The sequence below is a fragment of the Actinospica robiniae DSM 44927 genome (assembly GCF_000504285.1).
In the GTDB taxonomy this organism is placed as follows: Bacteria; Actinomycetota; Actinomycetes; order Streptomycetales; family Catenulisporaceae; genus Actinospica; species Actinospica robiniae.
Genome location: NZ_KI632511.1, coordinates 4,325,299 through 4,338,417, shown reverse-complemented (window position 1 = coordinate 4,338,417; position 13,119 = coordinate 4,325,299). Strand labels below are relative to the sequence as shown.

8 protein-coding genes and 3 tRNA genes are annotated in these 13,119 nt (G+C 69.1%); 5 read left to right on the top strand and 6 right to left on the bottom strand.

Annotated features, from left to right (window positions below):
• The gene (locus ACTRO_RS43530; RefSeq protein WP_051451018.1) at window positions 1-930 is read right to left on the bottom strand and encodes a glycoside hydrolase family 26 protein; all 930 of its coding nucleotides are present in this window, start codon (window positions 928-930) and stop codon (window positions 1-3) included.
• 115 nt (window positions 931-1,045) lie between these two features.
• Window positions 1,046-3,784, bottom strand: a complete 2,739-nt coding sequence (ppdK, locus tag ACTRO_RS18400) for a pyruvate, phosphate dikinase (RefSeq protein ID WP_034264621.1) — start codon at window positions 3,782-3,784, stop codon at window positions 1,046-1,048.
• 221 nt (window positions 3,785-4,005) lie between these two features.
• Here ppdK and dusB point away from each other — a divergent pair, with 221 nt between their 5' ends.
• The 5 genes from dusB (at window position 4,006) to ACTRO_RS47335 (ending at window position 6,477) form a co-directional block, all read left to right on the top strand.
• Window positions 4,006-5,148 (top strand): tRNA dihydrouridine synthase DusB, encoded by a 1,143-nt coding sequence (gene dusB, locus ACTRO_RS18395; RefSeq protein WP_245594417.1) that lies wholly within the window; start codon window positions 4,006-4,008, stop codon window positions 5,146-5,148.
• Window positions 5,149-5,307: 159 nt separating this feature from the next.
• Window positions 5,308-5,949, top strand: coding sequence for a hypothetical protein (locus tag ACTRO_RS18390; protein ID WP_034264619.1), 642 nt, complete (start codon window positions 5,308-5,310; stop codon window positions 5,947-5,949).
• Between the two features lie 233 nt (window positions 5,950-6,182).
• A tRNA-Leu gene (locus tag ACTRO_RS18385) sits at window positions 6,183-6,255 on the top strand.
• A 33-nt stretch (window positions 6,256-6,288) separates the two neighbouring features.
• Window positions 6,289-6,362: transfer RNA gene (locus ACTRO_RS18380), tRNA-Leu, on the top strand.
• A 38-nt stretch (window positions 6,363-6,400) separates the two neighbouring features.
• Window positions 6,401-6,477, top strand: a tRNA-Cys gene (locus ACTRO_RS47335).
• 18 nt (window positions 6,478-6,495) lie between these two features.
• Here ACTRO_RS47335 and ACTRO_RS18375 read toward each other — a convergent pair.
• From ACTRO_RS18375 to ACTRO_RS18355, 4 genes are all read right to left on the bottom strand, one after another.
• Window positions 6,496-7,158: a class I SAM-dependent methyltransferase gene (locus ACTRO_RS18375; protein WP_034264616.1), complete on the bottom strand. Its 663-nt coding sequence runs from the start codon at window positions 7,156-7,158 to the stop codon at window positions 6,496-6,498.
• Window positions 7,159-7,865: 707 nt separating this feature from the next.
• Complete coding sequence (locus ACTRO_RS45850) at window positions 7,866-10,379, bottom strand: glycosyltransferase family 39 protein (protein ID WP_051451017.1); 2,514 nt, start codon at window positions 10,377-10,379, stop codon at window positions 7,866-7,868.
• Window positions 10,376-11,461 (bottom strand): glycoside hydrolase family 26 protein, encoded by a 1,086-nt coding sequence (locus ACTRO_RS18360; protein ID WP_034264610.1) that lies wholly within the window; start codon window positions 11,459-11,461, stop codon window positions 10,376-10,378. Before ACTRO_RS18360 ends, ACTRO_RS45850 begins: the two co-directional genes overlap by 4 nt.
• Window positions 11,461-13,026: a glycosyltransferase family 2 protein gene (locus tag ACTRO_RS18355; RefSeq protein ID WP_211244320.1), complete on the bottom strand. Its 1,566-nt coding sequence runs from the start codon at window positions 13,024-13,026 to the stop codon at window positions 11,461-11,463. The genes ACTRO_RS18360 and ACTRO_RS18355 overlap by 1 nt, the downstream gene beginning before the upstream one ends.
• Between the last annotated feature and the right edge of the window lie 93 nt (window positions 13,027-13,119).

Here is a 13,119-nt window from a genome sequence, read left to right as displayed (position 1 = left end):
TCACCGCACCGTCATCAGGAACTGCGCTTTGCCGTCCACCCGCTTGCGGAACTCGGCTGCGCCGATCGGGTGATCGACCAGGGTGTAGTCCTTGCCGTTCGTGTCGAAGTCGAAGTAGACCAGGGCCTTGACGGTCTTCGGGTACTCGGCGGCGAAGTCGAACAGCAGGTCGACGGCGGCGGCGGTGTCGGGCTGGGGGAGCGCGGGGGCCCATTCGGCGACCATCATCGGCTTGGCGTGCCGGGCAGCGAAGGACTCCTGGTCGTTCAGACCGCCGGGGCCGGTGAGGATGAACGACTCGTTGGCGCTCTGCGGGTACGCGTCGACGCCGATCCAGTCCACGTACTGGTCGCCGGGGTACCAGGCGCTGGGACTCTGGTCGGCCGGGCCGTCCCACAGCGTGGGGCACCAGACGAACGCCGCGTTCGTCACGCCTTCTTGCTGGAAGAGCTGGTAGACGTGCTGCCAGGAGGCGATGAACTGGACCGGGGTGACGGCCGGCTCGTTCCAGTCGGGGTACCAGTCGGCGTTGGCGTTCATCTCCCAGTCGAGCCGCACGAACACCGGCTTGGCGTAGGCGCGGATCGCTTCCGCCTGGGCTTTGATATAGGAATCCTTCGACCCGCTGGTGACCGCCGCGTTCGTCAGCGGCAGATTCCACGAGATCATCGGAGTCATGCCGGGCTTGGTGCGTGCGTTGGTCAGGATCGATTGGACGCTGCCGTCGGGCGTCGTCCACTGATCGTAGATGGCGGGGTGCGTACCGATGCCGGCGGTCTCGTCGAAGACGCCGAGCCTGCCTATGTCCGTCGATACCCCTATGTACACGCTGCCGTCGGCCGGTGCGAACTTCGGCCCGGCCGGCTCGGATCGTGCGGCGTACGTCCAGACCCCCGCCGCCAGGGCGGCCATCACCAGGACGGTGATCAACGGCCTGATTACTCTACGACTTCCTCCCACTCGCTCATTGTGCCCTAACGGATTGCCGTTCTCCACGGTCGGTGTCGCCGAGACCACCCGGCGACACCGACCGCTGCCGGTCCGTCTACGCGCGCGGGTTGTTTACGGCCGCGCGGGCTGCTTCGAGCCGTGCGACCGGGACGCGGAAGGGGGAGCAGGAGACGTAGTCGAGTCCGACGTCGTGGAAGAAGTGGACGGAGTCGGGGTCGCCGCCGTGTTCACCGCAGACGCCGAGCTTGAGGCCGGGCCGTGCGGCTCGGCCCTCTTCCGCGGCCACTGACACCAGCCGTCCGACGCCGTCGCGGTCGAGGGTCTCGAACGGGCTGACGCCGAAGATGCCGCGGTCGAGGTAGGCGGAGAAGAAGGCAGCCTCGACGTCGTCGCGGGAGAAGCCCCAGGTGGTCTGGGTCAGGTCGTTGGTGCCGAAGGAGAAGAACTCGGCGGCTTCGGCGATCTGGCCTGCGGTCAGGGCGGCGCGCGGCAGTTCGATCATCGTGCCGATCAGGGCGCGGATGTCGGCGCCGGTGGTCTCGGTGACCTCGTCGAGTACCGAGCGGGCCTCATCCCGGATGATCTCGAGTTCCTGGACGGCGCCGACGAGCGGGACCATGATCTCGACGCGGGCGACACCGCCGGCCTTGGCCACCTGTGCTGCGGCCTCGGCGATGGCGCGCACCTGCATGATGAACAGCCCCGGCACGACCAGCCCGAGCCGCACGCCGCGCAGGCCGAGCATGGGGTTGGCCTCGTGCAACTTGTGCACGGCCTGGAGCAGACGCAGGTCGTTCTCGTGCTCCTCGCCACGTGCTTCAGCGACGGCGACGCGGACGGAGAGTTCGGTCAGGTCGGGCAGGAACTCGTGCAGCGGGGGGTCGAGCAGGCGCACCGTCACCGGCAGCCCGCCCATCGCCGTGAGGATGCCGACGAAGTCGTCGCGCTGCATCGGCAGGAGTTCGGCGAGGACCTTGCGCCGCTCGGAGTCGTCCTCGGCGAGGATGAGCCGTTCGACGAGGGTCCGGCGTTCGCCGAGGAACATGTGCTCGGTGCGGCACAGGCCGATGCCCTGGGCGCCGAATCGGCGGGCCCGGGCGGCGTCGTCGGGGGTGTCGGCGTTGGCGCGGACGTAGAGTGCGCGCTTCTCGTCCGCCCACGTCATGATGCGGTGCACGGCGCGGACGAGTTCGTCGGCGTGGCTGGAGTCCGGACCCAGGCGTCCTTCGAAGTACTCGACGACCGGGGAGGGCATGACCGGCACCTCGCCGGCGTAGATCGCGCCGGACGAGCCGTCAATCGAGACCAGATCGCCCTCCTCGATCACCACTCCGGCAGGGGCCGTGAGCCGCCTGGCTTTGGTGTCGACGTCGAGTTCCTCGGCGCCGCACACGCAGGTCTTGCCCATGCCGCGCGCGACGACGGCGGCGTGCGAGGTCTTGCCGCCGCGTGAGGTCAGGATCCCTTGGGCTGCGATCATGCCGCCGAGGTCATCCGGGTTGGTCTCGCGCCGGATCAGGATCACGCGCTCACCAGACCGGGACCACTTGATCGCGGTGTACGAGTCGAACACGGCCCGGCCCACAGCGGCACCGGGCGAGGCGTTCATGCCCTTCGCGATGCGCTTCGGTGTGCCCGACAGGTCGAACTGAGGGAACATCAGCTGCGCGAGCTGATTGCCGTTGACCCGATCGAGCGCCTCGTCCGGCGTGATCACCTCCTCGTCCACGAGGTTCGAGGCGATCAGGAACGCCGCGGCCGCCGTGCGCTTGCCCACCCGCGTCTGCAGCATCCACAGCTTGCCGCGCTCGATGGTGAACTCGATATCGCACAGATCCCGGTAGTGGCTTTCCAGCACGCTCATGATCCGCATGAGCTCGTCGTAGCTGGTCTTATCCAGATTTTCGAGCTCGGTCAGAGACAGGGTGTTGCGGATGCCCGCGACCACGTCCTCGCCCTGAGCGTTCGGCAGGTAGTCGCCGTACACGCCGGAGTGCCCGGTGGCCGGATCGCGGGTGAAGGCGACGCCGGTACCACTGTTCGAAATCGCATCAGGACTGGCGGGCCCGAGGTTGCCGAACACCATCGCCACGATGTTCACCGCGGTGCCGAGGTCGTGCGGGATGCGCTCCTGGCGGCGGTAGAGCATCGCCCGCTCGGTGTTCCACGAGTCGAACACGGCCCTTATCGCCAGGTCCATCTGCTCGCGCGGGTCCTGCGGGAAGTCCCGCCCGGACTGCTCCCGCACGATCGCCTTATAGGAGTCGACCAAGACCGAGAGGTCGGCCGCGTCGAGCTCCACGTCGGTGGCGACGTTCTTGGCCCGCTTCGAGGCCTCGAGCGCCTCCTCGAAGTGCTCGCCGTCGATGTCCAGGACGGTCTTGCCGAACATCTGGATCAGCCGGCGGTACGAGTCCCAGGCGAACCGCTCGTCCCCGGCCTTCGCGGCGAGCCCGGAGACCGAGGCGTCGGACAGGCCGATGTTGAGCACCGTCTCCATCATGCCGGGCATGGAGAACTTCGCGCCGGAGCGCACCGAGACCAGCAGCGGGTCCTCCGGGTCGCCGAGCTTGCGGCCCATCCGGGTCTCGAGGGCGGCGAGGTAGTCGCCGACCTGGGCGTCGAGGCCGTCCGGAGCGCGTCCGGCGGCCAGGTAGGCCCGGCAGGCGTCGGTGCTGATGGTGAAGCCGGGGGGCACCGGCAGCCCGAGGTTGGTCATCTCGGCGAGGTTCGCACCTTTCCCGCCGAGCAGGTCCTTGAGGTCCTTGTGTCCTTCGCTGAAGTCGTAGACGTACTTGGGCGCCTGAGGGGTGGGCGCAGCTGTCGTCGGCACGTGGGGCTCCCTGAAGTCCGCGCGTACAGGTATGTGGTTTTCAAGAGGTGGTACGGGTATCCAGTCGGCGTCGTCGCACACCCGGCGGACCGGGCGGCTATGCAAACGGGTTGCTGATCCGCACGACCAGCAACCCTCTTGACGTCCCCAGAAACACTACTAGCGGGTAGCCGCACTGTCGACGTGACCGGGCCCACGCGCGGGCGTGAGATCCTGGAGGGGTGACCCTCGCAACCGTGACCGCGCCGCTCAGCTTCGGGCCGTACGCCGTCGACCCTCCGGTCGTGCTGGCGCCGATGGCCGGGATCACGAACGTGGCCTTCCGCCAGCTGTGCCGGGAGCAGGGCGCGGGCATCTACGTCTGCGAGATGATCACCACGCAGGCCCTGGTCGCGCGCAACCCCAAGACGTACAAGATGATCGAGTTCAGCGAGCAGGAGAAGCCGCGCTCGCTGCAGCTCTACGGCGTGGACCCGGCCACGGTGCGCAAGGCCGTGGAGATGGTGGTGCGGGAGAACCTCGCCGACCACGTCGACGCCAACTTCGGCTGCTCGGTCAAGAAGGTCACCCGCCGCGGCGGCGGTTCGGCCCTGCCGTGGAAGCGCAGCCTGTTCCGCCAGATCGTGCGGGCCATGGTGGAGCCGGCCCGGGAGGCGGGCATCCCGGTCACGATCAAGATGCGCAAGGGCATCGACGACGACCACCTGACCTATCTCGAGGCCGGCCGGATAGCGCAGGAGGAGGGCGTGGCCGCGGTCTCGCTGCACGCCCGGACCGGCGAGCAGCGCTACTCCGGCGAGGCGGACTGGGAGTCGATCGCGCGGCTCAAGCAGGAGCTCGACATCCCGGTGCTGGGCAACGGCGACATCTGGGAGGCCGACGACGCGCTCCGGATGATGCGCGAGACCGGCTGCGACGGCGTCGTCATCGGCCGCGGCTGCCTCGGCCGGCCCTGGCTCTTCCGCGACCTGGCCAACGCCTTCGCGGGCAGCGACGAGCGCACCATGCCGAATCTCGGCGAGGTGGCGCTGGTGATGCGCCGGCACGCCGAGCTGCTCTGCCAGTGGCTGCAGGACGAGCGCGAAGGGGTCACCGGCTTCCGCAAGCACGTCGCCTGGTACCTCAAGGGTTTCCCGGTGGGCACCGAGCTGCGCCGCGGTATGGCGATGGCCTCGTCGCTGATGGAGCTCGACGACCTGCTCGGCAAGCTGGAGCAGAACGTGCCGTTCCCGAGCGAGGTGCTGGGCAAGCCGCGCGGCCGGACCAACTCGCCGGCGCGGGTCGTGCTGCCGTACGGGTGGCTGGAGAACCGCGACGACGACACCGTGCCCGAGGGCGCCGAACTCGACGACTCGGGCGGCTGAGCCCGGCGGAGCGCGGCTGAGCCGAGCGGAGGCGGTGGGTTGAGGCCGAAAGGCTGAGCCCGAGTAGTCCGATCGGCCCAAGTCAGCGTGCGCTCATCACCCCTTTGGTCACCTACGGTGCACGGCCGGGTGGGTGGCGTTACCTTGAATCTCGTGCGAGTGACGAGGACGACGAGACGCCCGAGCTGGCCGCTGCTCGCGGCCGTCGTCACGGCGTCCGCCCTGGTCGCGGCCGCGGGCTGCGCCAGCTCGCCCGCCACTCCGCCCCCGATCCCGCCGCCGGCGACGGTCGGGGCCACCGCCGCCGCCGTGCACCAGGACGCCCGGATCACCCTCCCGGTGACCGTCGGGCTGGCCTTCCACCACCCGATGCTCGCCAGCCGAGCCGAGCACGAGGTCCTGTTCACCGTGCAGCAGGCGATGCGGGCGATGGTGCAGGCCGAATACACCTCCGACGGCCACGACCCCGAGCTGACCCAGTACTGGCAGGGTGTGGGCCTGGCCGAGGCGACGGCGCAGATAAAGCCGTGGGTGGCGCGCCGGGAGCAGCCGGTCGGCGTGATCGTGCTCAGCGACACGCAGTACACCGCGCCCGCGGGCACCGGCCGGGCCAAGGTCAGCTTCTGCGCCGACTGGTCCGACGTGGTCCGCGGCGACTCGCGCACCCACGTCGTGGGCGCCGCGGTCCAGCCGAAGACCGTCCACCCGACGTACGAGGAACTCGGCCTGCGCCGCGGCGGCGACCGCCGCTGGCATGTGGTCTCGCTCGCGGTGACGCCGGACTCGCCGCACTGCTCCTGAGCCGAAAACCGGTTGCCCGGCGACCCCGCGCGGCAGCACACTGGTTTCCGACGGCCAGACCCGCACCCGAGAGGAGACCGAAGATGTACCGCGACTTCACGCGACTGTGCTGCCTTCGGTGTCTGTGCCTGCTCGGATGCCCGGAGGCTGCCACGCCCTGACCGTCTATCACCGACGGCCATGGAGCCGCCCGCCGGGAAGATCCCGGATCGGGCGGTTTTTCGCTTTTCCCGGCCCTCGTAGCCCAACGGCAGAGGCACGGCGTTCAGGACGCCGCCGGTGTGAGTTCGAATCTCACCGAGGGCACGCCGAGAAGGCAGTACGGCAGCACACGGACACGCGCTCGTGCCGCAACGGGTAGACGGGCCGGCTTGAGGAGCCGGTGGCTGAGGGTTCGAATCCCTCCGAGCGCACGCAGGACCCGCCGACGGGCACGATCCGCCGGCGCGATGGCCCGGAGCCTCATCCCGACGGTCGGGAGGACGTCTGCAAAACGTCTGGCATGCGGTTCGACTCCGCTTCGGGCCTCTCGCGTGACCGCCCGCGCTACCTCGCGAGATGCGGCGCGGGGGCGGCGGTGAGCAGGACGTGCGGCGCCGTCGGCAGGGTGGGTCCGCCGGCCGGGAAGCGGAACGTCTCGATCGCGGTCAGTTTCAGCCCGGCCAGCGCCACGGCCGACGTGACGTCACGCGAGCAGTGGCAGCCCGCGCCGATCCACGGCCAGACCGTCGCGTCGAGCACGCGTTGCACGCCCGCGAGCATTCCGCCCGACGCGCCGACGTGCTCGAGCAGCCGGATCTCGCCACCCGGCCGCAGCACGGTCGCCAGCTGCTCCAGCGCGGTCCGCTGGTCCGGCACCGAGCACAGCACGAGCGAACAGACGGCCGCGTCGAATTGCCCGGCATGTACCGACAGATCCTCGGCGACGCCGTCGACCACTTCGATCGGAGCGTCCGCCGCCTCGGCCGCCCGCACCGCGCGCTCGCGCAAGGCCGGCTCCGGCTCGACAGCCACCACCCGCTCCACTTCGGCCGGGTAATGCGCGAAATTAAGGCCGCTTCCGGCGCCCAGTTCCAGCACCCGGCCGGAGAGCCCGGCCAGCAGCCGGCGCCGGTAGTCCGCGAATCCAGCACGGTCCATCGCCTCCGCCCGTCCCGGATACCAGCTTGCGAACAACTTGTGCTGCCTGCGCCCGCCCACCCTCGTCATGGCGGCAAGGCTACCTCGAAGCCGGACATCGGCTGGGGAAAGCCTCGTCGAACGAGCCGGAAACACGCCCGGAGCGCGCGTGGGAGAACGGATCGGGGGAGCTGAGCGGCATTGTAGGGCCCTGAAACCCGGCTTTACGCAGCCCTTGCGCCCAGCTGGTAAAAGCATTACCTTTCCGGTATACGCGTGCTCGGCCGGGGGGAAGAGCGGGGGGATTTCATAAGACTCTCAGCGAGGTACGCGCGTCGCTCGAACGGGTGGCTCGGCGACCGGAGCGACGGTCGCCGGCGACCCTGGTGGCGTCGCACGCATGGGGGCGGTTGACTGACGGTAGTCCGGCTGCAGCCCTCGGCGGCGGAGAATCTCGAATATCTGTTCGATGTGGTCTATCGAAGGAGGGGGGAGCGCGGCGCCATGCGGACTCTTATCGCCTTGATCCCGTGCTTTATCTGCTTGGCCGCAAACGTTTTCTGGTTGAGCCAGGACGCCCGGTTGTACTTCACCGGCTTTTCATCGATGAAACAGCGCGGCAAATCTGATGCTCTCAAGCACTCTCTCATGCTGGCTTTCGCGGTTTTTGCTATCTTCGTGATTGTATGGTGGCATTAGATTTATCGGTTCGACGAAGGCTGGAAAAGCCGAATGGCTCGGATAAACGGACAAGTCCGTTTATCCGAGCCATTCGTCTCGGCGCACCTGGCGAATCGCTACCTCTTCACCCACACGTAATAGCGTGACGTTCCGTAGCTCGTCGTCTCCGGAATGGTGGCGACGAGTTTGTAATTCGTGGCACGGTAGAGGTCGGCGGCGATTGCCCCCTCGTTCTGCGCATCGTCGTTTCCGGTGTACGCGATCACCTGGAAGTAGCCGGCCTGGATGGCCGCGGTGTACGCCGGGGGTCCGGTGAGGAACTGGCCCTTCGAGTCCGTGTAGTTGAACACGAACGTGTTGGAGAACTGCAGCGGCTGGGCGTCGGCGTCCCCGCGCAGCGAGTAGATGGCCACCTCGTCCGCGCCGACCAGGTAGTTCGCATTCGGCTTCTGGTACTTGATGATCTCCTGCATCAGCGTGGTCGAGTTGGGCCAGACGTGGAAGAGCCCGAGGGACTGGCCCATGCCGAGCGCGAACGTCGTGACCACCACCCCGATGCCGAGCTGGGCCCGGTGCAGGTGCGGCCCGACCATCCGGACCAGGCCGTAGCCGGCCAGCGGGGCGGCGAAGAACAGGCCGAAGCCGACGTGCTTCTGCAGCGAGACGGTCGTGTGCAGGTGTGCCTGGTACAGCGGCGGCAGCAGTGCCGTGCCGCACATCAGCGCGGCCAGGCAGACGCGCAGCCAGCGCTGTGCCGGCAGATAAGGCAGCCCGTGCTCGCGCGGCAGGGCTATCAGGAACGCCGCGCCGGCCAGCGACACGGCGAAGAGCGCACCGCCCCACTCGGCGGACAGCTGCGCGACCTGCATCACGGAGTTGGTGCCCTGGGCACGGTTGGTCGTGGTCGACTGGACGCCCTGCAACGCCAGGTCGCCGGTCATCTTGAGGATCGCGAAGACGACGCCGCCGAAGCCGACGGAGAGTGCGACCGGGCGGATCAGCGCCCAGCGGCCGAAGTGCGGGACCGCGGCGAGCAAGGCGAGGCAGATGACGACCGGGACGAACATCAACGCCGCGTACTTGGTGCCGACGGCGAGCACGGCCGGGAAGATCGCGAGCAGGTACAGCGGCCAGGTCGACCGCGCGAACCGCACCACGATCCAGGCCGAGAGCGCGATCAGGAACAGCGCGGGCGCGTCGTAGGTGGCGAGGTTGCCGACGAACACCACCGGTTCGGTGCAGCAGAACAAGGCGGCTGCGCATACCGCGGCGCGGGTGCCGAACATCCGGCGGGTGATCAGGTACAGCAGGCAGGTGGCACCGAGCATGAAGGCCAGGCTCAGCAGTCGGGCTCCGAACAGTCCGCCCACCTGGTCGGCTACCGCGCCGGCCACCGGGTAGAGCACCGGCGCGCCGGAGAAGTACGACCAGAAGTCCATACCCGTCGACGTGCCGTAGAGCAGGTGCCCGAGCTCCAGATGACCCGAGTAGAGATAGAGCGCTTCGTCCTCGAACGCTGTGTTGTTGTTGCGCAGCGAGAGGACCGCCTGCACGAGGCAGATGAACGCCACCATGCCGCGCCGCGCCCAGGCGCCGGTCCAGAAGCCCGGGCGCTGCGCCTGCGCGGCCTCCGAGCCGTCGTCCTTGAGCTTGATGGCGGAGATGAGCTCGGTCTCGTCGGCCATCGCCCGCGCCCGCAACGCTTCCGGGCGCAGCAGCACGCCGGTCTCGTCGAACGGGACGTTCTCCTGCCAGCGCGGCGACCCGGAGTGGCCGCCGTCGTCGGCGGCCGGGGCGGGAGCCTTGGGCGGCGCGGGCTTGGCAGGGGTCTTCGCCGGGCTCGCGGCGATCTCGGCCGGAGCCGCGGCTTCGAGCGCCGCGCCGGTCCCCTTCGCCACGGCGGCGTCGGGCGACGCGGGGGGCACGATCGGTGCGGGCGGTGCGGGCGGTGCGGGCGGCGTGATCGGCGTGATCGGCGCGACCGGTGCGGGCGGCACGACAGGCGTGACCGCGGTGGCATCGAGGTCGGCGCCGCGCGGACGCGCCTTGGGCATCGGCGGGAAGATCACCATCGTGGAGTCGAGTGCGCTCTCCGGCGCCGGCTCGATCTCGGGTTCGCTCTCCGCCGCGGCCGGGGCCTCGATCTCCGCTGCGGCTCGAGCCCGTTCCGGCGCGCTTTCCAGCTGCGCCGTCGGCTCCCGCGGCGGCAGCGGCTGCGGCGCGAACGGCGGCGGCGTGAACACCGGCTCGGGTTCCGCCTCGGGCTCGGCCGCGGGCGCAGGCCGCTGCTCCGGCACCCGGAACGAGGACTCGAGGATCGCGGCGATCGACGGCAGCGGGGCGGCGAACGCGTCGAACGAGGACGGCGGCTCGGGCGCCGAAGCGGACTCGGGTGCCGATACCGGCGCGGACACCGGAGGCACAGCGGGTGCGGCGGGCTCGTTCGGCTCGGTCTTCGCGCTCGCCTCGGCCGGCTCATCGGGCTTCTCCGGCGCCCGGCGGGTGCCACGGCCGGCCGGGATCTGGGCGGCGGGGGGCTCCGGCCCTTCGAAGGCCATCGCCTCGGCGGCCAGGATGTCGGCGAGCTTGTGCCGGGAGCCGGCGGCGCCGCGCTGCGGGTCGGGGCTCATCCGAGCTTGCTCACGTCGAAGCCGAACCCGCCTGCGGCGGCCTCGGTCTTGAACTGGGCCATCAGCGTGGGGCGATTCTCGATCCGCCAATCCCCGCCCTTGTCGTAGTCGTACCAGACGAAGCCGACGATGTCGGAATGCTGCTCGACCGCCTTGAACAGTGCTGTGAGCGACGCGGACTGGTTGCCCCCCGGCGCGACCGCCGTCTCCGCGATGAGGAACGGCTTCTGCGTGAACGTGCGGATCTCCTCGAGCGTCGGAAGGTAGAGGCTGGCGTAGGTGTTCGGTCCGTCCTCGCTCCAGTAACCGGTCACGGCGGCCCAGTCCACGTAGGCGTCGCCGGGGTAGTACGCCTTGAGCTGGACGTCGGGCACCGGGAAGATGTCGTTCGGGTCCCACACCCAGATCACGTTCGTCGCGCCGGCGGCCTCGAACAGGTTGTGGATGTGCTGCCACGCGGCGACGAACGCCGCGGGGGTGGTCTTGGAGGTACCCCACGGGTACCAGTTGCCGTTGAATTCGTGCCCGAAGCTCAGCGCGATCGGCACGTTGGCGGCGCGTACCGCGGTGGCGAAGGCGGTGATGTACGCGTCGCTGGCCCCGGCCGCGATCTGCGTCAGGGTCGGGCTCCACGGCTCCCACACCACGAAGTCCATGGCGCCGTAGGAATAGGCGTTCTTGGCCGCGGCGGAGTCGAAGGACGTGCCCCAGGCCAGATACTCGCCGAGCAGGTTCGGCTTCGTGCCCGCCCAGCCGGCGAACTGCTCGGCCGGGGCGAGCGATTCCGGCGCGCCGCTGATCTCGACACCGAGGATCTTGCGCGAGGGCTGCAGCAGCGGCGTGACGTCGTACGCCTCCACCTGCGGCGCTGTGCTCGCGTTGGATCCGGCGGGAGCCGTCGCGGTCGAACCGGCGGTCACCTTGCTGCCCGCGCTCAAGGGGCCGTCGTGCGGGTCGTTCCAGGTCCCCGCGTCGTGCACCACGGAACAGCCCGTCGCCAGCGCCGCAGCTGCGGTGAGCAGCAGTGCGCCGAGCAAAGCCCGGGTGCGCGCGCGGCGGCCGAGCCTGCCTGCGCCCCTCATCAGGAACCCGCCTTCCGCGGTTGGACGAAGACGCGCGCGGCGGTGGCGGCGTAGAAAAGGCCCGCGCCCAGGAACAGCGCGAAGTTCATCGGGTAGCCGTCCCGCATCCGCCACAGGCTCAGACCCACCCAGAAAGCCGCGCTCACGCTGGTCCAGCCGATCATGCCGATCCAGAACCGCCGGTTGCGTCCCTGCTTCTTGGCGGACGAGCCGCTGGGCTGCCAGCCCTGCTGCTTCTTGCGCAGAACGTCGTAGATGGTGAACACGTGCGCCCAGTTGAAGATCATGCGGCAGGCGTTGGCCTCGAGCCGGTAGGGGGCGCGATGCCAGAACGGGAAGAGCACGCCCGTGTAGAGCAGCCCGGGAACCACCCACACCAGCGTCGTCTTGAAGGAGATGTCCTGCGGCCAGAACAGCTGCATCGCGATCGGCACCAGCGGGAAGAAGAAGACGGACAGCGCCGTGTGCAGGTAGTAGAAAAAGCCCGAGAGGTAGCAGACCCGCGTGCGCAGCGGCAGCTTCGAACGCCAGAACTTGCTGCTGCCGAGCATGCTCATGGTGCCCGAGCACCAGCGGTACTGCTGGTTGACGTACGCTGGGATGTTGTCCGGGCAGACGCCCGCGGACAGCACCAGCGGCAGGTAGCGCAGGTGCCAGCCGCGGAGGTAGAGGTCGAACCCGGTGTGCAGGTCCTCGGAGTGCTCGATGAGGGTCATGCCCTCGTTGTCCTCGACCGCCGCGCGGCGGTAGACCGCGCAGCTGCCCACACACACCGCCCCGTCCCAGGTGGACTGCGAGGTCTGCACGCTGCGGTAGAAGAGTTCCTGCGAGGCTCCGGCGCCGCGCTCGAGCCAGCTCTGCTGGTCGAGCACGCGGAAGAACTGCGGTGTCTGCACGATGCCGAGTGTGGGGTCCGCCTCCAGATGCGGCAGGACCTCGTGCAGGAAGTCCGGCCGGGGGCAGAAGTCGGCGTCCAGGACCATCATGTACGGCGCGTGCGATATTCGGTAGCCGTAGAGGAGGTTGCCGGCCTTCTTGTACCAGCCGCGGTTGGCCCGGCCGGCGTAGACGAAGCCGAACTTGCCCGCCATCCGCTGCAGTCGCGGGCTCGAGGAATCGTCGAGCACGTAGACGGTCAGCGTCCCCGGGTAGTTCGCACGCAGCGCGGCGACGTACTCCCAGGTGTTGCGCAGCACCGCGTCGGGCTCCCCGCACACCGGGAGCATGACGTCGACGGCGGGATAGGTCTCCGGGTGCCAGGAGTCCACCAGCCGCTGGTGCGCGGCGAGGTCGAAGTCCTTGGTCAGGATCGTGGATACCTGCGACACCAGAATGTAGAGGATGGTGAACGCGAGAAAAGGGACATACGACCACAACCACGGGGACAGTCGCGTGAGCAGAACCTGGGTATATGCAACCAGGAAGAAGCTGCAGATCGAGAAGACGGCCATAGCGCGGGTTCCGCGCTTGACGTAGGAGTACTTCTCTGTGTCGTCCGGGGGGACTGGGAGCAGTCCGCCTTCGTCTTGTCTGGTCGTCGCCGGATCGGCCGCGCGCCGTGTCATCGAAGAGAATCCGGGTGTTGCCTCAGAGGAGATACCGGACTCTCTGGGTCGGGCACGCCGTCTGCCGAGAACCTCGGACAAGGGAATCCGCTC

Excerpts from the sequence above, each read along its gene's own strand:
- ACTRO_RS18375 (WP_034264616.1), bottom strand. The coding sequence starts at position 7,158 with ATGACGAGGGTGGGCGGGCGCAGGCAGCACAAGTTGTTCGCAAGCTGG.
- ACTRO_RS18355 (WP_211244320.1), bottom strand. The coding sequence starts at position 13,026 with ATGACACGGCGCGCGGCCGATCCGGCGACGACCAGACAAGACGAAGGC.
- ACTRO_RS18360 (WP_034264610.1), bottom strand. The coding sequence starts at position 11,461 with ATGAGGGGCGCAGGCAGGCTCGGCCGCCGCGCGCGCACCCGGGCTTTG.
- ACTRO_RS45850 (WP_051451017.1), bottom strand. The coding sequence starts at position 10,379 with ATGAGCCCCGACCCGCAGCGCGGCGCCGCCGGCTCCCGGCACAAGCTC.